The 23,977-nt window shown below is 66.0% G+C and carries 19 protein-coding genes and 1 pseudogene; 11 read left to right on the plus strand and 9 right to left on the minus strand.

From position 1 onward, the window contains the following. The 3 genes and pseudogenes from ACO6D5_RS05430 to apbC form a co-directional block, all read right to left on the minus strand. Positions 1 to 757, minus strand: a pseudogene (locus ACO6D5_RS05430) (translocation/assembly module TamB domain-containing protein); the annotation flags it as partial. 2 nt (positions 758 to 759) lie between these two features. After that, positions 760 to 2,661 carry an autotransporter assembly complex protein TamA gene (locus tag ACO6D5_RS05435; protein WP_485824802.1) on the minus strand — a complete coding sequence of 634 codons (1,902 nt, stop codon included), beginning with the start codon at positions 2,659 to 2,661 and terminating at the stop codon, positions 760 to 762. A gap of 3 nt (positions 2,662 to 2,664) precedes the next feature. Next, on the minus strand, positions 2,665 to 3,753 hold the full coding sequence (gene apbC / locus ACO6D5_RS05440; RefSeq protein WP_485824803.1) for an iron-sulfur cluster carrier protein ApbC: 1,089 nt from the start codon (positions 3,751 to 3,753) through the stop codon (positions 2,665 to 2,667). A gap of 101 nt (positions 3,754 to 3,854) precedes the next feature. Here apbC and ACO6D5_RS05445 point away from each other — a divergent pair, with 101 nt between their 5' ends. After that, positions 3,855 to 4,130 carry a hypothetical protein gene (locus tag ACO6D5_RS05445; protein ID WP_315526287.1) on the plus strand — a complete coding sequence of 92 codons (276 nt, stop codon included), beginning with the start codon at positions 3,855 to 3,857 and terminating at the stop codon, positions 4,128 to 4,130. Positions 4,131 to 4,386: 256 nt separating this feature from the next. After that, positions 4,387 to 6,453, plus strand: coding sequence for a methionine--tRNA ligase (metG, locus tag ACO6D5_RS05450; protein WP_315526283.1), 2,067 nt, complete (start codon positions 4,387 to 4,389; stop codon positions 6,451 to 6,453). A gap of 58 nt (positions 6,454 to 6,511) precedes the next feature. Here metG and ACO6D5_RS05455 read toward each other — a convergent pair whose 3' ends face one another. From ACO6D5_RS05455 to ACO6D5_RS05465, 3 genes are all read right to left on the minus strand, one after another. After that, positions 6,512 to 7,249: a sulfurtransferase gene (locus ACO6D5_RS05455; RefSeq protein ID WP_485824804.1), complete on the minus strand. Its 738-nt coding sequence runs from the start codon at positions 7,247 to 7,249 to the stop codon at positions 6,512 to 6,514. Positions 7,250 to 7,334: 85 nt separating this feature from the next. Further along, positions 7,335 to 8,132 (minus strand): META and DUF4377 domain-containing protein, encoded by a 798-nt coding sequence (locus ACO6D5_RS05460; protein ID WP_315526278.1) that lies wholly within the window; start codon positions 8,130 to 8,132, stop codon positions 7,335 to 7,337. Positions 8,133 to 8,266: 134 nt separating this feature from the next. After that, complete coding sequence (locus ACO6D5_RS05465; protein WP_035213732.1) at positions 8,267 to 8,797, minus strand: META domain-containing protein; 531 nt, start codon at positions 8,795 to 8,797, stop codon at positions 8,267 to 8,269. A gap of 303 nt (positions 8,798 to 9,100) precedes the next feature. On the opposite strand from ACO6D5_RS05465, the gene ACO6D5_RS05470 reads away from it, so the two are divergent. Beyond that, positions 9,101 to 10,249: an acyltransferase family protein gene (locus tag ACO6D5_RS05470; protein ID WP_315526274.1), complete on the plus strand. Its 1,149-nt coding sequence runs from the start codon at positions 9,101 to 9,103 to the stop codon at positions 10,247 to 10,249. Here ACO6D5_RS05470 and ACO6D5_RS05475 read toward each other — a convergent pair. Further along, positions 10,230 to 10,625 (minus strand): helix-turn-helix domain-containing protein, encoded by a 396-nt coding sequence (locus tag ACO6D5_RS05475; protein ID WP_315526271.1) that lies wholly within the window; start codon positions 10,623 to 10,625, stop codon positions 10,230 to 10,232. The genes ACO6D5_RS05470 and ACO6D5_RS05475 overlap by 20 nt on opposite strands. Positions 10,626 to 11,354: 729 nt before the next feature. Here ACO6D5_RS05475 and ACO6D5_RS05480 point away from each other — a divergent pair. Together ACO6D5_RS05480 and kch are read left to right on the plus strand one after the other, a co-directional pair. After that, on the plus strand, positions 11,355 to 12,167 hold the full coding sequence (locus ACO6D5_RS05480) for a response regulator transcription factor (protein WP_315526270.1): 813 nt from the start codon (positions 11,355 to 11,357) through the stop codon (positions 12,165 to 12,167). Between the two features lie 456 nt (positions 12,168 to 12,623). After that, positions 12,624 to 13,835, plus strand: coding sequence for a voltage-gated potassium channel protein (gene kch, locus ACO6D5_RS05485; protein ID WP_485824805.1), 1,212 nt, complete (start codon positions 12,624 to 12,626; stop codon positions 13,833 to 13,835). Positions 13,836 to 13,840: 5 nt separating this feature from the next. On the opposite strand, the gene ACO6D5_RS05490 is transcribed toward kch, so the two are convergent. Both ACO6D5_RS05490 and ACO6D5_RS05495 read right to left on the minus strand, forming a co-directional pair. Next, complete coding sequence (locus ACO6D5_RS05490) at positions 13,841 to 15,361, minus strand: EAL domain-containing protein (RefSeq protein WP_485824806.1); 1,521 nt, start codon at positions 15,359 to 15,361, stop codon at positions 13,841 to 13,843. A gap of 193 nt (positions 15,362 to 15,554) precedes the next feature. After that, positions 15,555 to 16,175, minus strand: coding sequence for a TetR/AcrR family transcriptional regulator (locus tag ACO6D5_RS05495; RefSeq protein ID WP_485824807.1), 621 nt, complete (start codon positions 16,173 to 16,175; stop codon positions 15,555 to 15,557). Between the two features lie 192 nt (positions 16,176 to 16,367). Here ACO6D5_RS05495 and ACO6D5_RS05500 point away from each other — a divergent pair, with 192 nt between their 5' ends. From ACO6D5_RS05500 to phbB, 6 genes are all read left to right on the plus strand, one after another. After that, positions 16,368 to 17,834, plus strand: coding sequence for an efflux transporter outer membrane subunit (locus tag ACO6D5_RS05500; protein WP_485824808.1), 1,467 nt, complete (start codon positions 16,368 to 16,370; stop codon positions 17,832 to 17,834). A gap of 17 nt (positions 17,835 to 17,851) precedes the next feature. After that, positions 17,852 to 18,919, plus strand: a complete 1,068-nt coding sequence (locus ACO6D5_RS05505) for an HlyD family secretion protein (protein ID WP_485824809.1) — start codon at positions 17,852 to 17,854, stop codon at positions 18,917 to 18,919. Continuing rightward, positions 18,919 to 21,657 (plus strand): ribosome-associated ATPase/putative transporter RbbA, encoded by a 2,739-nt coding sequence (gene rbbA / locus ACO6D5_RS05510; RefSeq protein WP_485824810.1) that lies wholly within the window; start codon positions 18,919 to 18,921, stop codon positions 21,655 to 21,657. The genes ACO6D5_RS05505 and rbbA overlap by 1 nt, the downstream gene beginning before the upstream one ends. Next, positions 21,658 to 22,782 (plus strand): ABC transporter permease, encoded by a 1,125-nt coding sequence (locus ACO6D5_RS05515; protein ID WP_485824811.1) that lies wholly within the window; start codon positions 21,658 to 21,660, stop codon positions 22,780 to 22,782. 43 nt (positions 22,783 to 22,825) lie between these two features. Beyond that, the gene (locus tag ACO6D5_RS05520; protein ID WP_315526246.1) at positions 22,826 to 23,293 is read left to right on the plus strand and encodes a hypothetical protein; all 468 of its coding nucleotides are present in this window, start codon (positions 22,826 to 22,828) and stop codon (positions 23,291 to 23,293) included. Continuing rightward, a partial coding sequence (phbB, locus tag ACO6D5_RS05525) for an acetoacetyl-CoA reductase (RefSeq protein ID WP_485824812.1) occupies positions 23,283 to 23,977 on the plus strand: 695 nt, incomplete at its 3' end. The genes ACO6D5_RS05520 and phbB, both read left to right, overlap by 11 nt.

The raw sequence follows: 23,977 nt of genomic DNA on the forward strand, positions 1-23,977 counted from the left end.
CGGCCTTGGCCTTGGGATCGGACTTGGCTTCGGCATCGGCCTTGGCCGGACGCGTATCGAACACGCCGCTCAGCTTGTCCGCCTGGCACAGCGGGGAATCCGGACCTGAGCCGCGCGCGGTCACGTCCAGCCGCGCCGCGAATGGCCAGGGGTCGGCCATGCCCTGCAGTTCGGCCTGGCCCGACACGTCCGCTTGCCCCACCGCATGGCCCACGCGCAGGCTGGCGATGCGCAACTGCGCGCCCTGCTTGCCCGCCGCGAAGGTGGCGTTCAGATCGCCCAGCGTCACGGGCAGCGGCTGGCCATCCTGATCCAGCTGGAAATCGCCCAGCGCCACGCGGTCCACCGCGATGTCCACCGGCAGCGACGGCAGCGTGAACGGGGCGCCGTCGTCTTCCTCGGGCGCCGCCTCGGGCGACGAGGTCAAGTCCACGCGCACCGATCCCGCCGACACGTCGCGCACATGCAGCAGGCGGTCGCCCAGGGCGCGCCAATGCACGTCCAGGTGCAGGTCGCTGATGTCGATCCGGGCGCCGCCCACGTCCAGGTCCAGCTTGCCCACCGACACGCCGCGCAAGAGCGAACCGTTCACCTCCAGCGCCTGCCCGTTCAATTGCTGGGCGGCCGTGGTCAACAGCAGCCGCGTGCCGTTCTGCGAGCCCACCAGCCAAAACAGGAATCCGCTGGCCAGCAAGGCCAGCATCGCCAGGCCCGGCAACCACCAAACCACGATCTGGCGCAGGATTTTGCGCAACACCTTCAAAACGCGATCCCCAACGAAAAGTGCAGGCGCAAGTCGCGTTCACGCTGACCGTAGGCCAGGTCCAGGAACAGCGGGCCCGCCGGCGTGCGCACCCGGGCGCCCACGCCATAGCCCACCGCCATCGACATGTCGCCGAACGATTCGGCCGCGTCGCCCGCGTCCACGAACACGCCCATGCCCCAACGCTCATTGAAATAGTGGTCGTATTCGATGCTGCCGACCACCAGGGTGGGCGCGCCCACGACGGCGTTGTCGCGCTGCAAACCGATGCTCTGGTACTTGTAGCCGCGGATCGACCGCGCGCCGCCCGTGCGGAAACCGAAATCGTCCGGCACCTGCACCTTGCTGCTGGACCATACGCGGCCGACTTCGCCGCGCACCGTCAGCACGTCCAGCTTGCCGATCGGCCACCATTTCTGGGCGCGCAGCCGGGCGCGCGTATAGGGCTCGCCCGTATCCAGCGTGACGCCGACGCCGCCGCCCACGGCGATCAGGTTGCCTTCGCGCGGGTCGTACTTGTTGTCCACATCGCGGCGCAGCCACTCGGCCGTCGCGGTCAGCGTCGGCAAGGTGTATTCGTCGCCGCCATCGATCTTCACGTGATCCTGGGCCAGCAACAGGCCCCAGCGGGTTTCGTATTCCACGCGGCTGTCGCCCGCGCCTTTGCGTTCCTGCAGGCGCGTCGCGCCCAAGGCGTAGCGGGTGACGTCCAGGCCCTGGATATCGGAATGGTCCGCCAGGACGCCGAAGGAATCCTTGTAGCCGCGTTCGGTCGGCGGCAGCAGGAAGTCCGCATAGGCGCGTTGGCGCAGCCGGTCGACGCTGAAGCCCGTCTCCATGGTGAGCGGCTGGCCGAACACCACGTTCTGCCGGTACAGCGACTCCACCCGCAGGCCGGCTTCGTCGTCCACGCCCAGCGAGGCCGTGAAACGCTTGGGCGGCGCTTCGACCACCCGCACCTGCACGGGCAGCGTCACTTCGCCATCCGAGTCATAGGCGGCCGGCGGCGGCGGCACCGCGCCAGAGACGGACGGGTCGCCCGCCGGCGTGGCCGCGGCCAGGTCGGTCGAGCCGGGCGCGCGGGCGCGGTCCGATTTCGCCTCCTGGGCCTGTTGCTGCTGCTGCGTGGCGCCCGGCTGCTCCAGCGAGACGAAGGCGCCCCGGAAGAACGCGGTGGATTGCAGGTCCTGTTGCCAGGTGTCCAGCCGGTTCTGGTCATAGGCCGAGCCCACGGAATAGCGCACATAGCGCTGCACCAGCTTGTCCGGCACCCGCTTCAGGCCTTCGGTATTCAGTTCACCCATCCGGACCTGAGGCCCGCTGTCGATGGTGACGCGCAGCACGGCAGACGCCGTGTCCGCCTGGATATCGGCCTGCGAAGCCGTCATGCGCGCCAACATGAAATCGCGCGTGGAGACCTGGTCCAGCAAGCTCGATTTGGCCTTGTTCCAATCGCTGTTGATGAACGGCTGCCCCGCCTTCAATTGCCAGTCGTCGCGCAGCTTCTGCACGCGTTGCGCATATTCCGGACGCGTGATGCGGCCCGTGAATTTCAGATCCACTTCCGACACGGTGGTGCGCTTGCCGGACACGATGCCGATATCCCAGGTTTCTCCGCCGATGTCGGTGCCCGCCTCGAGCGTCACCGTGGGCGAGAAATAGCCCTGGGTGGCCAGGGCGGCCAGCGTCGCGTCGCGCGCGCGCCGGCGCAACCGATTGATTTCACCGCCGTCCTGGTCCTCGGCCAGCCGCGCAATCGCGTCCACCGCCTCGGTGATCGCCTGCAGCGCGGCCGGCGGCACGCCGCCGGGGTCCACGATGATCTCCGGGCGTTTGGCCAGCGCCTCGCCCGATACCACGCAAAGTCCAGCCAAGAAGGCTCGGGCTGCCCACCGCATGCGTCAGGTCGGCTGCTGCACGACGATGGACGGGAATTTTCCGGCCATGTCGCGCGGTAGCGCCGCGACGCCCGCTGCCAGCTTCCGGGCGATGCCCCGATAAAGCGAAGCGGCTTCGCTGCCGGCGTCCGACACCACGGTCGGCGTACCGGCGTCCGTCTGTTCCCGGATCGCCAGCGTCAATGGCAGGCTGCCCAGCCAGGGCGTCTGGTATTGCTCGGCCATGCGCTGGCCGCCGCCTTCGCCGAAGATGTGTTCGGCGTGCCCGCATTGCGAGCAGATATGGATGGCCATGTTCTCGACCACGCCCAGGATCGGCACTTCCACCTTCTGGAACATGCGCAAGCCCTTGCGGGCGTCCAGCAGCGCCACGTCCTGCGGCGTGGTGACGATGACGGCGCCCACCACCGGCACTTTCTGCGCCAGGGTCAGGGCCACGTCGCCCGTACCCGGGGGCATGTCGACGATCAGGTAGTCCAGGTCGCGCCAATTGGTCTGGCGCAGCAGTTGCTCCAGCGCCTGCGTGACCATGGGGCCGCGCCAGATGGCGGGCGAATCGGCGTCGATCAGGAATCCGATGGAATTGGCTTGCAGGCCGTGGCCCGTCAGCGGTTCCATGCTTTTATTGTCCAGGCTCTCGGGACGGCCGGAAATGCCCAGCATCGTCGGCACGCTGGGGCCGTAGATATCGGCGTCCAGCAGGCCGACCTTGGCGCCTTCGGCGGACAGGGCTAGTGCCAGGTTCACGGCGGTGGTGCTTTTACCCACGCCGCCCTTGCCCGAGGCCACTGCAATAATGTTGCGCACGTTCGGCAGGGGCTTCAGACCCTTCTGCACGGCGTGGGCGGCGACTTTCCAGGTCACGGTGACTTGCGCGTCCGGCGCGCCGGCTGCCGCCAGGGCCGCCACGGCAATATCGCGGATCTGGTCGCGGACGCCGTCGGCGGGATAGCCGAGTTCCAGCGTCAGGGCGGCACGCGGCCCCGTTAATTGAATGTCACGATCTTTTACAGAAACGCCTAGGTCCAATCCGGTGTTCGGGTCGTGCGCGGCGCGCAAAGCGGCGCGAATGTGTTCTATCGTTATACTCATGTCACTATGGTTCCGTAGGCAGCGCGGCTTCTGCGGGCCGCCATCCCCTAAAGGATAGCGGATACACGGGAACCTTTCGCTGCGTTTTGCATCCGACCTTCATGACCAACACACTTCTCCGCTTCTTCCGTGCCGTCCTATTCGCCGCCCTGGCCTTGATCGGCATGGCGATGGCGCTGGTCTTCATGCTGTCCACGGCGATCGCCGTGGCGATCCTGTACGTGGTCGCCAAGGTGCGCGGCAAACCTTTCGGCGTTCGCGCCTATTGGAGCCAGCGCCAAGGCGCCCGCCCGGGTCCGTTCCAGTCCGCCACCGCCCCCTTCGCCACGCAGCCGCGCGGCGATGTGATCGACGTCGAAGCCCGCGAAATCCGCTGACGGCGGCTTTCCCGCAAGCGCTTGCGCCGCCCTGCGGCGCAAGCCGGCCGATGCCTGGGCACGCCATCCGGGCGCCTTCGCCCCGATGGCCACACCCGGCGTATGGCCGCATTCCTTCAACCCGCCTCCTTCGCTGCATTGCGATAGGCGGGTTGCGTCATTTTCGGACACGGGCGCCCTGCGGCGGCCAAGTCTGCGCCGTTGCCCTAAAATGGCCGGCCAATCCCCTTTTTCCCCTCAACCTCTACTGACAACCATGTCTCGCACCCTATTTGTCACCACTGCGCTGCCCTACGCCAACGGATCTTTCCACATCGGCCACATCATGGAGTACATCCAGGCCGATATCTGGGTTCGTTCGATGCGAATGGCGGGCCACACGGTGCACTTCGTAGGGGCGGATGACGCGCACGGCGCGCCCATCATGTTGAAGGCTGAAAAGGAAGGCATCACGCCGCAGGCGCTGGTCGCCCGCTACGCTGCTGAGCGCCCGCAATACCTGAACGGCTTCCACATCCGTTTCGACCACTGGCATTCCACGGACTCCGCCGAAAACGTCGCGCTGTCGCATGACATCTATCGCGCGCTGAAGGCCCAGGACCTGATCGAAACGCGCTCGATCGAGCAGTTCTACGATCCGGTCAAGGGCATGTTCCTGGCCGACCGCTACATCAAGGGCGAATGCCCCAAGTGCCACGCCAAGGACCAGTACGGCGATTCCTGCGAGGTCTGTGGCGCGGTCTATGCGCCCACCGAGCTGATCAACCCGTACTCGGCGCTGACCGGCGCCACGCCTGTGCTGAAGTCGTCGGACCACTTCTTCTTCAAGCTGTCCGACCCGCGCTGCGTGGAATTCCTGCAGCAATGGACCACGGGCTCGAACGCCAATGGCGGCAAGCACCTGCAACCGGAAATGCTGGCCAAGACCCGCGAATGGCTGGGCGCCGAAGACGGCGAAGCCAAGCTGGGCGACTGGGACATTTCGCGCGATGCGCCCTACTTCGGCATCGAGATCCCCGATGCGCCGGGCAAGTACTTCTACGTGTGGCTGGACGCGCCGGTCGGCTATCTGGCGTCCTTGAAGTCGTATTGCGAAGTCAAGGGCCTGGATTTCGACGCCCTGCTCGATCCCAACGGCACGACCGAACAAGTCCACTTCATCGGCAAGGACATCGTGTATTTCCACGCGCTGTTCTGGCCGGCCATGCTGAAGTTCGCCGGCCGCAAGACGCCGGACGCGGTGAATGTGCACGGCTTCATCACCGTCAGCGGTGAAAAGATGTCCAAGAGCCGCGGCACCGGCATCTCGCCGCTGCGCTACCTGGAAATCGGCATGAACGCCGAGTGGATGCGCTACTACATCGCCGCCAAGCTGAACGCCCGGGTCGAAGACATGGACTTCAACCCCGAAGACTTCATCGCCCGCGTGAACAGCGACCTGGTCGGCAAGTACGTCAACATCGCCAGCCGCGCCGCCAGCTTCATCACGAAGCACTTCGACGGGGCCCTGGGCTATTCCGGCGACACCGCCGCCCTGTCGGCGGAATACGCCCAACAGGCCGAATCCATCCGCGCCGCGTTCGAAGCCCGCGAATACAACCGCGCCATCCGCGAGATCATGGCTTACGCCGACGGCATCAACCAGGCGTTCGACACGGCCCAGCCGTGGGTGCTGGCCAAGGGCATCGCCACCGCGGACGACGCGCAAAAGGCCGCGCTGCAGGACATCTGCTCGCGTTCGCTGGCAGGCTTCAAGGCCCTGTCCGTGATGCTGGCCCCCGTGCTGCCGTCGCTGGCCGAACGCGTTGCGCTGGAACTGTTCGGCGCCCAGGCGCCGTTCACGTGGGCCGACGCCGCCGTCCTGCCGCAGCGTGTGGCGCCGTTCAAGCACCTGATGCAGCGCGTCGAACCGCAAATGCTCGAAGACCTGTTCGAACCGCCCGCCGCGCCGGTGGTGGTGCCTGGCGGCGAGCCGCTGGCCGAAACCATCTCGATCGACGACTTCGCCCGCGTCGACCTGCGCATCGCGCAGATCGTCAATTGCGAACACGTCGAAGGCTCGACCAAACTGCTGCGCCTGACGCTTGACGTGGGTGAAGGCCGCCACCGCAACGTGTTCTCGGGCATCAAATCGGCCTACCAGCCGGAAGACCTGATCGGCAAGCTGACCGTCATGGTGGCCAACCTGGCGCCGCGCAAGATGAAATTCGGCGTATCCGAAGGCATGGTGCTGGCCGCCAGCCACGCGGACGAAGCCGTGGACGCCGGCATCTACGTGCTGGAACCGTTCCCCGGCGCCAAGCCCGGCATGCGCGTGCGCTGATCGCGCAACATGTAAAAAGCCCGCCAAAACTGGCGGGCTTTTTTTTGCATGACCGGAATCAGGCCTTGCTAGGCGCCAACCCCGGATCCAGCGAATGCCGTTCGTCGAACACGAAGCATTTGCCTTCGTAGCCCGGGCCGCCGGTTTCCTCGAAGTACTTCAAGATGCCGCCATCCAGTTGATACACGTTCTGGATGCCGGCCTCGTTCATGTAGATGGCGGCTTTCTCGCAGCGGATACCGCCCGTGCAGAAACTGACGACGGTCTTGCCTTCGAGTTCGGCGCGGTGCGCCTGCACGGCGGCGGGGAACTGCGTGAAGCGGTCGATGCGCCAGTCGATGGCGTTCTGGAACGTGCCTTCGTCCACCTCGAACGCGTTGCGGGTGTCGAGCATCACGACGGGCCGTCCGGCGTCGTCCTTGCCCTGGGCCAGCCAGCGAGCCAGCGTCTGGGCGTCCACGCCAGGAGCGCGTCCGGCTTCGGGGCGGATGGTGGGGTGATCCATGCGGATGATCTCGCGCTTGATCTTCACCAGCAGCTTGCGAAACGGCACGCCTCCGCTATGGCTGAACTTGACTTCCAGGTCGGCAAAGCGGGCGTCCCCGCGCAGCGCCTGCAGGAAGGCGTCGATGCCCTCGGCCGAGCCGGCCAGGAACAGGTTGATGCCCTCTTCGGCCAGCAGGATGGTGCCCTTGAGCGACGCGTTGCCGGCCTGGGCCAGCAGATGGGCGCGCAGGTCGGGCAGGGCATCCAGCGAAACGAATTTGTAGGCGGCGATATTGACGACGGAAGTCATGGCAAAGCGATGGAAAACGGACGGCGAAGCCCGTAATAGTAATCGCTGGGCGGGTTGCCCCGCCGCCCGCCCGCCTTGATCCGGCTCAACGATTGACGATTTCCTGCTCGATCACGGCGTCCAGCACCCAGCGCATGGACGAGCCGCCCGCCGGCGGATTCGGGTCGGGGACTTCGACCACGCGCAGGCGATAACGGATGCCCGGCTGGAAGTTGAAGCCCGTAATGTCGCCATACCAGAACTGCCAAGGTTGGGAAGCGCTGTCGCGCACCTGGTAGCACTGGGTGCGGCCCGCGCCGGCGTTGCACGGCACGCGTTCAGAGTTCACGTAGACCAGCTTGGTCGGCCCCGCCTGCCCGCCCGCCACCGGATCGACGCGGCGGCCGAAGTCCAGCGTATCGCCGGTGCTGAGCACCCACGTCATGCGCTGCGGGTTGTTGGTGTTGTCCAGCGACGTGGCGGTGATGCGGGTCAGGCCAGCCAGGAAGTCCTGCTCCAGCGCCATGTTCTGCGCAGCGCAGGCCATCATCGTCGCCACGGGGTTTGCCTGCACGATCAACTGGCCGTTGGCGACGGTATAGGGCGCGTTGTACTGGTTGCAGCCCGAGAAGCCGGACAGGCGCGGCGCACCCCGGTCATGGATGAAGGTGACCGTCAGCGGGCGGGAATTCGTGGACGGATGCGGAATGGTGCGCAAACCCCCGCCCGGCTGTGTCCAGCGCGCGAGGTCCCAACTGGTCTGCGCCAGAATGTCCGACGCCGAGGCCGGCTGGTAACGAGGATCCTGCCCGTCTGCGGCCCGCTGGGGAGGCGACGCGCAGGCGGCCAGGCCAACGGACAGGACGCACGGGGCAAGCCAGCGCAGGGTAGCGGTAAAGGACATGGGGGTCTCCCGGAATGCAAGGAATTCCAGGCCCCGGGCGACGCGCCAGGGCCGGGCAGCGCCATTGTAGGCGTGCCCCGGCCCTGTTTTTCAGCGGGAAAACATCCTGAAACGGATATCCGCTGCGCCACACGTTACGGCGTGGGGGGATCCTGCCGGCGCTCGAACTCCAGGACGTCGCCGCCGCGCAGGTTGAACGTCAGATGCCGCGGCGCGCCGCCGCTATCCAGCGTGAACGTGTCGATGATGGTCAGGCCACGCAGGTAATCGGCTTCCAGCTTGGCGCGCTCAGGCGCCGCGCAGGCCATGCGGGTCGAGGCGGGCGCGTTGATGAAGAGCTTGCCGCTTTCCAGCTTGTAGGAGCCCATGTAGCGGTTGCAGCCCGAAAAACCGTTCACTTGGTACTGCTTGCCTTGCGCCAGGAACGTCAGCCGCACGGGTTCGCCGTTGTCGCCGTGCGGGATGTCGCGCAGCGCGCCGCCGGCTTGCGTCCATCGCACCAGCTCCCAACTGGTCTGCGCCAGCGAATCCGCGCTGCTGGCGGCGTTGGCCGCCGCGGCGCCCTCGGCGCGCGCGCCCCCCGTGGACCCCGCGCAACCCGCCAATGCCACGGTCAGAAGGCTCAGGCAAAGCAACCGGCAACGCGAAGACAGATGAGTAAGCATGGATGGGACTCCTAAGAAATTCACACCCTCGACTGTAACCGGCAGCGGGGCGCAACGCCCTTTCTCTCCCCCCTACAGCCGTATCCAAAAGCAGCAAGACCCGCCCCCGCACTCACGCCGATGACGCAGAGGGCTGCATCGAATGCCGCATGGCGGCGCCCCCGGGTGGCGCGCAGAATCATTGCAGACCATCTTGCCGGCCCACCCGTGCAGCACGGGCAGACGCCACCGGTCATAGCGGTACCGCAGACGCAGGTGTCCGGCCCGAGGGGCCAAACAATAAGACGACCGGGAGACACGGCGATGGGCTTTCTACGAACCTTGCTGGCGCTGTCAGTGGTGCTGGACCATCTGGGCGGCGGCTACGCCGACCACCTGGTTGGCGGCCGGCTGGCCGTGCAGCTGTTTTATGTGATTTCCGGCTTCCTGATTTCCTATGTGCTGACGGCGACGGACAACTACCAGGGCGCAACCGGCAAGTTCTACGCCAACCGCTTCCTGCGGCTGTTCCCCATCTATCTGGCGGTGGCCGCGCTGACGTTGATGGCGCACGTGATGAGCGGCGGCGCGTTCTTCCGCATCTACGACGCCCTGCCCTTTTCCGCGGAACTGTTCCTGGTGCTGGCCAACCTGCTCATCCTGGGTCAGGACTGGCTGATGTTCTTCGGCATCGAACACTCCGCCCTGGTGTTCACGGGCAACTTCGCGCATAGCGAGGTGCCCTTGTATCAGGGACTGCTGGTGCCGCAGGCGTGGACGCTGGGCGTGGAGATGAGCTTTTATCTGGTGGCGCCCTTCGTGCTGCACTCGCCGCGACGGCTGATCGCCCTGCTGGCGGCCTCGCTGGCGTTGCGCGCGGTGCTTGTCGCGACCGGCATCGGCATGACCGACCCGTGGACCTACCGCTTCTTCCCCACGGAGCTGGCGCTGTTCCTGGCGGGGTCGTTGTCGCACCAGGTACTGCTGCCGCGCTACAAGGCCTGGACACGTCGCATCCACCGGCTGCCTGAGCTGGGCACCGCGGTGCTGTGCGTCTATTGCCTGCTTCATTTTTCGATCGGCCTGAACCACAACGTGCGCGACGCGCTGGCTGTGCTGCTGTTCGCGGCCCTGCTGCCCCTGGCGTTCCTGTTCCAGTCGCGGCACCGGCTGGACAAGGCGATCGGGGAGTTGAGCTATCCCATCTATATCTGCCATTCGCTGGTGATCATGTTCTTCAGCTGGCTGTTGAACGAGGTCGAAGTGCATCAACCCATGCTCTTTGCGGCGCTGGTGGTCACGGGCTGTATCGGGTTCTCCGCACTGCTGAACGGCTTGATCGCCGATCCCGTGGAACGCCTGCGCAGCCGGTTGCGCAGCGAACCGCCGGACCGCGGGCAAACGCAGGCGGCGGGTGTGCGCCGGCCCGCGCAACCCGGCCAGGCGTTGGGGTCTATTCGCCGCGCGCCTTGATGTAGGCGGCCAGCACAAGCTCGATCTGCCGCTTTTCCTGGGAGCTAAGCCGCGAGTAGGTCGCGTACGAGACCGACTCGAACGGCCAGGCAGGCGGTTGGGGGATCTCGCCCACGTTGACGGGCGGGTCGGCATAACCGGAATTCAGCATCGGCCCCTCTCCGGTGCTAAGCCACATCGGACTGACCCGCAAGGCGCGGGTCAACTTGATGAGGGCATCGCTGGAGGGTTGCAGGCGTTGCCCGCTTTCGTAGTTGCCGATGGCGCTTTGCGACAGGTTGCTTGCGACTGCCAAGTCCTTTTGAGTCCATCCCTGAAGCATTCTTGCGTTGCGCAGACGATGGCTAAACGTGTCCAATCGATCAACCTGAGACATTAATATGAATTTATTTATTTGATTAAAACATCTCAATACTGGTGCCAAATAAACGGATTGCACCCCAATTTCAGGGTTAATCCGTAAATCGCAACAATTGCCTGCTTGCCTGCCGCTTCCCGCGGCCCGCCGCCCTCCGGCCACTACCGGCGGGAAATAAAAAACTCCATACCTGACTTTGACTTACGGCGATCAAGCCGCAGAATGTCCAGGACATTGCTGCGCGCGCCAGGGGCGATGCGCGCGCCAAAAACCCGCATAAGTTTATGGGTATTTTTGCGTCGAAAATAGAAAATAATGTATCGGTAATACTTAATGATCCATTGTCGCAAACGCGAAAACAAACAGTGTTTCAACCGCTTCCTGGGGGTTTCGCCCCGGCACATAGTTACCAACAGAAACTACAGAAACGTATCTTCACAAAAAAACACGCCCGTGTTTAAATGAAACACGGGCGTGACTTCCATGCAGGATCGGGTCACCGGCGGCCAGCGGCGACAGCGCGTCGGCCACGCGCCGGACGGGATCCCGGACCCGGCCAAGGCTGGCCGCAAGCACATAGAACCTGGACCCTTGTCCAGACCTCTCGCCCACATTCAAACAACACCGCCAGACGGTCCCGTCATGGCGCGCAGCTTAGGGAGAGGGGGGTATGCCAGGACTGCCGACGCCAACGCGCCTCCTCTCCAAGCGCCGCCTCCATGCCGCGCCACCTCATTGGAAGCATCAATGAACAACACGCTGGATGTCATTTTCCTCGGGCAGGACGATGCCAGGCACGCCAGGCTAGTGGACGCCCTGTCCCATCTGGGCTTCAGCATCCGCCGCTGCTACGACCTCGTTGACGTCTATGACCGCTATTCCCGCCGGCCCAGCCCGCTGATCGTGCTGGAAGCGCCGCTACCCGATATCCACAATGCCGCCGTCCGCCTGCGCGCGGTGGACCGGGGCCTGGGCATCGTGGCGATCGCCACCTTCGCGGACACCGAAAGCCGTATCCGCACCCTGCTCTGCGGCGCGGATGCCTGCTTGCCGCCTGAAGTCAGCGGACTGGAGCTTGCCGCGGTACTTCAGGCGCTGGTGCGGCGCGCGGTGGGGCTGGACGGCATGGACGCCACGCCCGACACGCACGCCGAGGAACCCGTGCAGGAAACCTGGCGGCTGGCGAACAAAGGCTGGACCCTGATCAACCCGGCAGGCCGCATCCTGGGCCTGACGACGGGGGAACGCGACTTCCTGTCGCGCCTGGTGACGGCGCCCGACCGCAAAGTCAGCCGCGACGCCTTCTACGCCGACGGCGCGGACGATGCCGACAGCGGCATCACGCGCCGCCGTTTCGTGGACGTGATGATCAGCCGCCTGCGGCGCAAGGCGGCCGCCAATCAGATGACGCTGCCGATCCGCGCGGTGCATGGCTGGGGCTATATGTTCGCCGCGGACATCACGCTGGATCTGGACTATCGGGATGCCGGGGATGACAGCCGTGTGGACGGGCTGGAAGACTGGCGCCGGGAAACGGCGGACGCAAGCGCGTCAACGTGAGGCGAGCCTGGCAGCAAGGCCGGGCGGCCCTGCCGGTCGCGCAATGCGACAGGCGAAAAAAACGCGGCGCTGCCCCCGAGAGGTAAGACGCCGCGCTAAAACAACACGTGAACCCGGAGTCATCAGCCGGCACTGATGCCTTCTACCTGGATCACGCGATTCCAACATTCGTGCCTCATACTACTCACGCACGGTCCGACCGTGAACTTGAGCGGGGTCTCTAGTCCCCGCGCAAGCTGCAACGTGATCAACGCCCGGGGTCTGGGCCCGCCCTGACTGCTGGCGGGCTTATCGCCCGTATCAGCGGTTTTCCTCTTGGATAGCCGCGTGATGGAGGAAGTTTAGGACTTCGGGCGTGAATCCAGTAATTCTTTGTTGATAGCCTTCTATACCTATTAGATATAGCAAAGCGTTGTGGCCGCCATCCTAAAATGGCGGAAAAGGACACGCCTCCCCATGCCCATCACCCCTCAATCCCTGCGGCAACGTTTCAGAAAAGTGCTGGCGTTCTTTCCGCCCAACTGGTGCCTGGCCATCCTGGTCGCGCTGGACGGATACGCCTTCATGCACCCGGTGCTGCGCGAGGTGCGCGCCCGCGAATATTCCTTCTGGCTGGCGCTGGACAACTGGCATGAAGTGATGCGCGTGGTGGGCCTGCTGGAAATTCCGCGCCTTGTGCTTGGCGTGGGCCTGCAGGTGATTGCGCTGGGCCTGATCCTGAAGGCGCGCATCGCGTGGGCGTTTTCGCTGGTGCTGCTGATCGGCATCGGCACCTTCGCCATCCTGGGTGACGGCGGGCGCGCGGGGCTGGGCATCTACACGCTGGTGCTGGTGTTCGCGCTGATCGCCTATTGGCGACGCTTTGACCGGGCCAGCGTCACCGCCGGTTCGCTGTTCGCGCTGGTCAGCGTCCTGTCACTGCTGATCTACGCCGTATTCGGCACGCTGTACCTGGGCAACGAATTCAATCCGCCCGTCACCGACGCGGGCACCGCGTTCTATTTCTCGATCGTGTCCATGTCCACGGTGGGCTATGGCGACATCACGCCGCACACCCTCACCGCCAGGCTGTTCACCGCGTCGATTATCATTCTTGGCATCACCGTATTCGCCACTTCCATCAGCGCGATCGCCGGCCCGGTGATCGGCGGAAATCTGAAGCGGCTGGTCAAAGGCAGGTTCTCCACCGCCATGCGTAAAAACCACATCATCATTGCAGGCGCGACCCCGCTGGCGCTAAGCGTCTACGACGGCCTGCGGCGTCGCGGCGAAGAAGTCACGGTCATCGTGCCCGCGGGTTCCGCGCAGGAATATCCCGCGGCCGCAGACCTGATCGAAGGCGACCCTTCAAGCGTCGACGTCTTGCACACGGCGGGCGTGACCCGCGCGCGCTATGTGCTGGCGCTGCGCGCCGACGACGCCGAGAACGCGTTCATCGTGCTGGCGGCCAAAGAAGCCACCGGCGACAGCGGCGCCAAGACGGTGGCGCTGGTCAACACCAGCAAGCATCTGGAGAAAATCCGCCGCGTGCAGCCCGACATGGTGTTCTCGGTGCAACTGCTGGGCGCCGAACTGCTGACGCGCGCCATCAATGGCGAGCCCATGGACAGCCAGGCCATCACCGACCTGTTCTTCGCCAAGACCGCGACCCCGTCCAAGCCTGCCTGAGCGATTCAGGCGGGCGGAGAACCGGGCGGCGAGTGCCCCGCATACCAAGGCACGAATTCCGCTGAGGGCATGGGGCGGGCGAACAGGTATCCCTGGATGAACGCCACCCCGCGCGAGATCAGGTAGTCGAACTGCTCCTGCGTTTCCACGCCCTCGGCCACGACCGCCAGATTCAACCGGTGCGACAGCGTGATGATCACGTCCAGCACCGGGGCCTCTTCGCCCGTGGGCTGGATGGCGTGCACGAAGCCCTTGTCGATCTTCAGGTAATCCACGGGAAACTTCTGCAGGTACGACAGCGAGCAGTGGCCCGTGCCGAAATCGTCGATGGCCACCCGCACGCCCTCCGCGCGCAGCGCATCGATATTGCGGCGCGCCTGCCCATTGTCCGAGATCAGGCTGCGTTCGGTGATCTCCAACACGATCAACGGACGACGCGCTGCGACGTTCGCCCGGAAAGCCTGGATTTCAGGCACCAGGCCGGGGCTGGACAGGTGCTCGGGCGCGATGTTCACGCCGATGTGGAAGTCCGGCGGCGTCTGCCAGGTTTGCAGATCGCGCTCAATCAGCCGCAGCAGGTGTTGCGTCAACGGAATGATCATGTCTTCGGCCTCGGCTGCGGCGATGAAGATGTCCGGCCGCACGAAGCCCACCCCGGGCCGGTTCCAGCGCATGAGCGCCTCGACGCCTTCGCATTGCCCCGTCAGCTGGCCATACACAGGCTGGTAGTACACCTCGAATTCGTCAGCCCGCATGGCGCGGCGCAGTTGTTCTTTGTACGACAGCCGGTTCACCTGCAGGCGGTAGGCAGCAAGGGCCAGCCCCGCGCCAATCAGCATGGCCACGGGCAAATAGCTCAGCATCAATTGCTGCCAGGCGTTCACCACGCTTTCCGACGGCGCCATGACCCTGATGGACAGCGCCACGCGGCCGTTGTCGCGGGTGACTTCCTCGTACACGAGTTCAGCGGGGCCCTGTCGCGCGTTCCAGGAATCGCTGCGGATGGGCGCCCCTTTGCCCACCGTGAGTTCAAGCCGGTAATCGCCCAGCGTCGCCACGGCATTGAGCAGGTCCAGCACGTATCGGCCGTCCACCGCCACCGCGCCGCTGTACCCGGGCGCCCCCGGTTTGCCCAGCAGGATCGCCGGGCGTTCAGGCGCCAGCGGCGTGCCCGCCACCGAAAACAGCCAGCGCTCGGGCGGCGTATCGTTGGGCCAATGGCGGAAATCGCCAAGGGCGAAGTCCACCTCTCCCACCACCGACGAACAGTAGATATATTCGTGGTTGGCCAGGACCAGTGACCGAAAATACGGGTTCAGCGCGCTCCAGCGCTGCAAGGCGGACAGCACTTCGGCGCAGGGCTTGGGCGTCAGCTCCGCCACCCGGTCCAGCAGGGTCCAGGCGTGAGAGAGCATGTTATCGACCTGGACGCGGACGATCTTCGCCGCGGCTTCGGCCGCGCCGCGTTGCTCGTTCTTGGCATGCAGCCAGGTCCAGCCCACGCATAGCAGGACGGGAATGACCAAGGCGAACGCCACGGGCAGATAGCGCCAAGATGGCACACGAACCGTCATCCCTGATGTCGACAAAAGCGCCTCGCTGGATATTCCGTCAATGTGCAATGACTCCGTGGATGGATAGGACACCAAGCGGGACTCAGCGTCAAGAAACTTGGACGGGGCGCGCCGGGCGCAATTCTGCCTCAGGTCTGGCCCTGCGTCAGGCCGCGGCGTCCGGCTCCAGCAGCCGCTGGATCAACGCCACGTGCCCCCGTCGCCGCGCTGCCAGGTTCACGCGTTCTTGAGGCCCCATCAGCGCCGACATCACGATCGTGTGGATGACGGGCGCCAACAGCAGCCAAGGATGCTCCAGCGCCAGGCAATCGCCGCATAGCCCACGCGCTCGTGCCCGCTGCAGCACCTGGCTGATTTCCGCCTGGCGCGCGCCGGCGGTCTCTCGACGCCAACGTGCGGCCAGATGCGGCACGCGGCCGCTTTCGGCCAGCAGCAGACGCATCGTGCTGACCGTGGCCGTGTCGGCCAGGCTGGCATACAGGTGGTTCACGATGCGTTCGGCCAGGTGGCGCGGCGACGAAGCGCCGTCCACCACGGCATCCACATCCAGCGGGGCTGGGTCCAGATGGCGCGCCAGCAAGGCTTCGAACACCGCTTCCTTGCTGGAGAAATGGGCGTAGAGGCCGCCTTTGGACAAGCCGGCCTGCAGCGCGATGTCGTCCATCCTCGTGCCGGCATAGCCGGCGTGCGAGAAGGCCTGCAATGCCGCGTCCAGAATCTGCCCGACGCGCACGGCAGGAGGTAATCGGCGGCGTTGCACGCGCATGGCGGATCCCTCGAACAATTTCCGCCATTAAAAACCGACTGGTCAGTCGCTAACTTGATGCGCATCAAGGAATGTGCGGCGCGTCCTCGGCACAATGGTTGCATGACCCGGGTAGCGGGTCCGTCCAGGCGCCGGGCCACAAGCCTGTCCGTCACGGACGCGCCCGGCCCACCCTGCGCTGGAGACCCCTGCATGACCCGTTGTCCGCTTCCAGTCAAACCCGCCCTGCGCATCGCGCCCGCCATGCTGGCATTGCTGATGGCGGCCGGATGCGTGTCCATGGCGCCTCCCTACAGCCGGCCCGCCCTGCCCGTGCCCGCCGCCTACGACGCGCCGGCGCCGCGCCCCGCCGAACTGGCCGCATCGCACATCAGTTGGCGGACGTACTTCTCCGATCCCGCGCTGCAGGCCTTGATCGATACCGCGCTGGCCAACAACCGCGATCTGCGCACGGCGTTGGCGCGCGTGCAGGAAGCACGCGCCCTGTACGGCATCCAGCGTGCCGATCAGTTCCCCACGGTGGGGGTGCAGGCCGACGGCACCCGCGCGCGCGTGCCGGGCGACCTGAACCTGACCGGCCAACCCCAGATCAGCAGCCAGTATCAGGTGGGTCTGGGGCTGGCCAGCTGGGAGCTGGACTTCTGGGGCCGCGTGCGCAGCCTGAAGGACGCCGCGCTGCAGAACTACCTGGCTACTGACGCGGCGGCGCAGGCCGCCACGCTTAGCCTCATCACGCAAGTGGCCGACAGTTATCTGACGCTGCGCGAACTGGACGAACGGCTGGAACTGACCCGCGAGACGATCGCGTCGCGTGCCGAATCGCTACGCATCTTCCGCCGCCGGTTCGACGTGGGCGCGATATCCAAACTGGATCTGACCCAGGTGGAAACGCTGTGGCAGCAAGCGCGCGCACTGGGTGCGGACCTGGAGCGTATCCGTGCCGAACAGGCCCATGCGCTGGCGCTGCTGGTGGGCGCTCCGCTGACCTTGCCCGTGCAGAAGCAACCGCTGGATGATGCGGCCGTCATGCGCGAGCTGCCGGCCGGGCTGCCGTCGGACCTGCTCGCGAACCGCCCCGACATCGTGGCGGCGGAACATCAGCTGCAAGGCGCCAACGCGAACATCGGCGCGGCCCGCGCGGCTTTCCTGCCCAGCATCACGTTGACGGGCGCATTCGGCACCGCCAGCGCCGAGCTTGACGGCCTGTTCTCGGGCGCCAGCCGCGCCTGGAATTTCGCACCCAGCATCAGCCTGCCGATCTTCGACGCCGGCCGCCGACAGTCGGCGCTGGATCTGGCGGAGGCGCGGCGCGACCAGGCCGTGGCCGGCTACGAGAAGACCATCCAGGCCGCCTTCCGTGACGTGTCCGACGCGCTGTCGGCGCGGCATTGGCTGGCCGAGCAAGTGGAGGTGTTGCGCGCCACGGTCGCCGCTCAGACCGAACGCGCCCGCCTGGCGCAGCTGCGCTATGACCACGGCGCATCACCCTACCTGGAAGTCCTGGACGCCCAGCGCGACCTGCTGGCGGCGCAACAAACGCTGGTGCAGACGCGCCGCGCCCTGCTGTCCAGCCGGGTCGGCCTGTACGCCGCACTGGGCGGCGGCACGCAAGCGCCCGCTGCGGCCACGGCGGCCTCGGCCGACGCCGCCCTCCAATAACCGAAGGAATCGACACCATGCGCCTGCCCTCCCGAAAACTGATTCCCGTCCTGATCGCCCTGGCGGTGGCCGCGGCGGGTTACGCCGGCTGGCGCCTGCTGGCCGACACCGGACCGGGCGACGGTTTTATCAGCGGCAACGGCCGCATCGAGGCCACCGAGATCGACGTGGCTACCAAGCTGGCTGGCCGCGTGCAGGACGTGCTGGCCATTGAAGGCGATTTCGTGGCCGCGGGCCAGCCGTTGGCGCACATGCAGATCGACACGCTGAACGCACAGCGGGAAGAGGCCCGCGCGCAACATCAGCAGGCCATCAATAGCGCCGCCAGCGCCGCCGCGCAAGTGGCACAGCGCGAAAGCGACAAGCTGGCCGCCGAGGCCGTGGTAGCGCAACGCGAAAGCGAAGCGGATGCCGCGCGCCGCCGGCTGGCGCGTTCCGAGACGCTCTCAAAGGAAGGCGCGTCGTCGATCCAGGAACTGGATGACGACCGCGCTCGCGTGCGCAGCGCGCAGGCGGCCGTCAACGCCGCGCGTGCGCAGGTGACGGCCGCCGCGGCCGCCATCGACGCGGCCCGCGCCGCGCAAGTGGGCGCCCAGTCGGCCGTCACCGCCGCGCTGGCCACCATCGCCCGCATCGACGCCGATATCGCCGACAGCGAGCTGCGCGCCCCGCGCGACGGCCGCGTGCAGTACCGCGTGGCCCAACCGGGCGAAGTGCTGGGCGCCGGCGGAAAGGTGCTGAACATGGTGGACCTGTCCGATGTCTACATGACCTTCTTCCTGCCCGAGCAGGCGGCCGGACGCGTGGCGCTTGGCCAGGACGTGCGCATCATCCTTGATGCCGCGCCGCAGTACGTCATTCCAGCCAAGGTGTCGTTCGTGGCCAGCACCGCGCAGTTCACGCCCAAAACGGTGGAGACCGCCAGCGAACGCCAGAAGCTGATGTTCCGCGTCAAGGCGCAGATCAGCCCGGACTTGCTTGCGCAGCATCTGAAGCAGGTCAAGACCGGCCTGCCGGGCGTGGCCTGGCTGAAGCTGGATGCCGACGCCGCATGGCCCGCCAATCTTGACGTCCGCGTGCCCTGATGGACGCGTCCGCCCCTCCCGTCGTCACGCTGTCAGGCGTCAGCCTGCGCTACGGCAAGACCGTGGCCCTGGACGGCATCACGCTGGACATTCCCGCTGGGCGCATGGTGGGCCTGATCGGCCCCGACGGCGTGGGCAAGTCCAGCCTGCTGGCCCTGGTGGCGGGCGCACGCGCCGTGCAGGAAGGGCGCATCGGCGTGCTGGGCGGTGACATGGCCAGCAGCCGCCACCGGGACGCGGTCTGCCCGCGCATCGCCTATATGCCGCAAGGCCTGGGCAAGAACTTGTACCCCACCCTCTCGGTGGAAGAGAACCTGCAGTTCTTCGGCCGCCTCTTCGGCCACGACGACGCCGAGCGGCGTCGCCGCATCGACAGCCTGACGCGCAGCACCGGCATGGCCGCATTCCTGTCACGCCCGGCCGGCAAGCTGTCGGGCGGCATGAAGCAGAAGCTGGGCCTGTGCTGCGCGCTGATCCATGACCCCGACCTGCTGATCCTGGACGAGCCGACGACCGGCGTGGATCCGCTAGCGCGCGCGCAATTCTGGGACCTGATCAACGAGATACGCGGCGAGCGCCCGGGCATGAGCGTGATCGTGGCTACCGCCTACATGGACGAGGCGCAGCGCTTCGACTGGCTGATCGCCATGGACGAGGGCCGGGTGCTGGCCACCGGCACGCCGGCCGAGCTGACGCAGCGCACCGGCGCTGATGGCCTGGAAGCCGCCTTCATCGCGCTGCTGCCCGAGGCCAAGCGCCGTGGCCACAAACCGGTGGAAATCTTGCCGCTGGCCATCGACGACCAGGCCGAAATCGCCATCGAAGCCCGCGACTTGACCATGCGCTTCGGCGACTTCGTGGCCGTGGACCACGTCAACTTTCGCATCCGTCGCGGCGAGATCTTCGGTTTCCTGGGGTCGAACGGCTGCGGCAAATCCACGACGATGAAAATGCTGACGGGCCTGTTGCCCGCCAGCGAAGGCCAGGCGTGGCTGTTCGGCCAGGAAGTCGATCCGAAGAACATCGATACGCGCCGTCGCGTGGGCTACATGTCGCAGGCCTTCTCGCTGTATGGCGAACTGACCGTGCGCCAGAACCTGGTGCTGCACGCCCGCCTGTTCCATGTGACCGAAGCCGACATTCCGGCCCGCGTGGACGAGATGGTGGCGCGCTTTGATCTGGGCGACGTGCTGGATAGCTTGCCCGAGGGCCTGCCGATGGGCGTACGCCAGCGGCTGTCGCTGGCCGTGGCCATGGTCCATAAACCCGAACTGCTGATCCTGGACGAACCCACCTCGGGCGTGGACCCGGTTGCGCGCGACAATTTCTGGCGCTTGCTGATTGCCTTGGCCAGGCAGGACCAGGTCACTATCTTCATCTCGACGCACTTCATGAACGAGGCGCAGCGCTGCGACCGGATGTCATTGATGCATGCCGGCAAGGTGCTGGTCAGCGCATCGCCCGCCGAGATCACGCGGCTGCGCGGCGCAAAGACGCTGGAAGAGGCGTTCATCGCCTATCTGATCGACGCCGGCGCCGGCACGCAGCCCGAAGCCGGTGCGGAAGCGGCCGATGCCGCGCCTGCCGACGCGCCCGCCCCGGCGCCGCATCGCGGCTTCAGCTTCCAGCGCGCCCTGAGCTATATGTGGCGCGAATCGCTGGAGCTGCGGCGCGACCCGGTGCGCGCCACGCTGGCCCTCGCGGGATCGCTGCTGCTGATGTTCGTGATGGGCTATGGCATCAGTCTGGATGTGGAAGACCTGCGCTACGCCGTCATGGACCGCGACCAGACCACGCTCAGCCACAACTACAGCCTGAACCTGTCCGGCTCCCGATACTTCATCGAACACCCCCCCATCCAGGACTATCAGGACATGGATGCGCGCATGCGCAGCGGCGAGCTGTCGCTGGCGATCGAGATCCCGCAGGGTTTCGCCCGCGATGTGGCGCGCGGCAAGCAGGCGCAGATCGGCGTCTGGATCGACGGCGCCATGCCGCAGCGTGCCGAAACCATCCGTGGCTATGTGCTGGGCATGCATCAGGGCTGGCTGATGCAGCAGGCGCGCGAACGGCTGGGGGTAAACGCCGCCCAACCGGTCAGCATCGAAACGCGGTTCCGCTACAACCCCGACGTGCGCAGCCTGCCGGCGATGGTGCCGGCGGTGATTCCGCTGCTGCTGCTCATGATGCCCGCCATGCTGACGGCCCTGGCCGTCGTGCGCGAGAAAGAACTGGGATCCATCATCAATCTGTACGTCACCCCGGTCACGCGCCTGGAATTCCTGCTGGGCAAACAGGCGCCTTACGTGGCGCTGGCGATGCTGAATTTCCTGCTGATGGCCTTGCTGGCGGTCACCCTGTTCGGCGTGCCCATCACCGGCAGCTTCGCGACGTTGCTGGCGGCCGCGCTGATCTACAACGTGGTGGCCACCGCCATCGGCCTGCTGGCCTCGACGTTCACGCGCAGCCAGATCGCGGCGCTGTTCTTCACCATGATCGGCACGCTGGTGCCCGCCGTGCAGTTCGCCGGCCTGCTCAACCCGGTGTCGTCGCTGGAAGGCGCCGGACGGTTGATCGGGCAGATCTACCCCGCCACGCACATGCTGACGATCAGCCGCGGCGTGTTCAGCAAGGCGCTGGACTTCACCGCGCTGCAAGGGTCGTTCTGGCCGCTGCTTGCCGCCATCCCCATCATCCTGGGCGCCTCGGTGCTCCTGCTGAAGAAACAGGAGGCGTAAATGAGGCACGTGGCCAATATCTTCCGCCTGGGCGTCAAGGAACTATGGAGCCTGGCGCGCGACCCGATGATGCTGATCCTGATCGCCGTGTCGTTCACGCTGATGATCTACACGGCGGCGACCGCGATGCCCGAAACCCTGCACAACGCGCCCATCGCCGTGGTGGACGAGGATGCTTCCCCCTTATCCGCGCGCATCGCATCGGCCTTCTATCCGCCGCACTTCACGCCCCCCGCATTCATCACTGCTGCCCAGGCCGATTCGGGCATGGACGCGGGGAAGTACACGTTCTCGGTGAACATCCCGCCAAACTTCCAGCGCGACGTGCTGGCCGGCCGCCCGGCAGAGATCCAGCTGAACGTGGATGCCACCCGCATGAGCCAGGCGTTCACGGGCAGCAGCTACATCCAGCAGATCGTCACCGACGAGATCAACGAATTCGTCAAACGCTACCGCGCACCCACTGAACTGCCGGTGGAGCTGGCGGTGCGCATGCGCTTTAACCCCAACCTGACGCAGGCGTGGTTCGGCGCGATGATGGAAATCATCAACAACGTCACCATGCTGTCCATCATCCTCACGGGCGCCGCGCTCATCCGCGAACGCGAGCACGGCACCATCGAGCACCTGCTGGTGATGCCAGTCACCCCCACCGAAATCATGGTGGCGAAGGTATGGTCGATGGGGCTGGTCGTACTGGCCTCCGCTGGGCTATCGTTGACGTTCATCGTGCGTGGCCTGTTACACGTGCCGATCGAAGGGTCCGTGGCGCTGTTCCTGGCCGGAGCGGCGCTGCACCTCTTCGCAACCACCTCCATGGGCATCTTCATGGCCACGCTGGCGCGCAGCATGCCGCAGTTCGGCATGCTGCTGGTACTGGTCCTGTTGCCGCTTCAAATGCTGTCCGGCGGCACCACCCCGCGCGAAAGCATGCCGGACTTTGTGCAGCACATCATGCTGGCCGCCCCCACCACGCACTTCGTGGAACTCGGCCAGGCAATCCTCTACCGCGGCGCGGGCCTAAGCGTCGTGTGGCAGCCGTTCCTGGCGCTGGCGCTGATCGGCACAGTCCTGTTCGCGTTTTCCCTGGCGCGTTTTCGCAAGACCTTGAGCCAGATGGCTTGAGGCTGATTCGTTACCCCTTACCACTCTCTTAAAAGGACGGATGATGAAGAAGACTACTGCCCCCACGACCCAAGGCATCGCCGGCGCCAATGCGGCCTATTGCCAACGGCTGGCCCAGCTTGCGCAAGAAAGCCAGCAACGCTGGATGGAACTTGGCCGCCGGCTGGCCGACGACAACGCCGCCCGGTACCTGGACACCCTCGGCCCGCTGAAGCACGGCGGAGATTGGCAACAGATCGCCCCGGCCCTGGGCGAGATCACGCGCAAGCAATGGCAATGCCAGCTGGAAGCCAGCCAGGCGATCACCCACGCCGCGCTGGAAGAGCAAGCGGCGCTGGCGGCCGGGCTGGGCGAGGCCATGAGCGGCTGGTTCAAGAGCGCCACCGGCGCCGGCATGGCCGCCGGCACGTCGCCCATGACGCAGATGTGGTCCACGATGTCGAACCAGATGGCCGCGGCATGCTCGGCCCTGCGCGACGCCAGCCAGCCGGGTGGGCGTCATGACGGCTAAGCGCACGGCGCTGGTCACCGGCGGCGGCGGCCTGGGGCGGGCCATCGCCCTGGCGCTTTCCGACGCCGGCCATGACGTCATCGTCACCTACCACGCCAGCGAAGACGCCACGCGCGCCTGGGTCGACGAAGAAGCGGCCAAGGGGCGGCGCCTTGCCGTCTATCAGGTTGACGTGGGCGACTATGCCTCGTGCCAGGCGCTGATGCGGCGGCTCGAGCGCGACGGCCGCCAGATCGACATCCTGGTCAACAACGCCGGCATCACGCGCGACGCCCGGTTGCGCAAGATGAGCTTCGAGAACTGGTCCGAAGTGATGCACAGCAATCTGGATTCGATGTTCAACATGACGCAGCCGTTGTGCGGCGGCATGGCCGACCGCGGCTGGGGCCGCATCGTGAACATCTCATCCGTGAACGGCAGCAAGGGCGCGTTCGGACAGACCAACTACGCCGCGTCGAAAGCCGGGATACACGGCTTCACCAAATCGCTGGCGCTGGAGCTGGCCGGCAAGGGCGTCACGGTCAACACCGTGTCGCCCGGTTATCTGGACACGCGCATGGTGCAGGCGGTGCCCGAGGAGGTATTGAAGGAAAAGATATTGCCGCAGATCCCCGTGGGCCGATTGGGCCAGCCCGAGGAAGTCGCGGCGCTGGTCGCGTTCATCTGCAGCGACCTGGCGGGCTT

The sequence above is a fragment of the Achromobacter sp. genome (assembly GCF_057314935.1).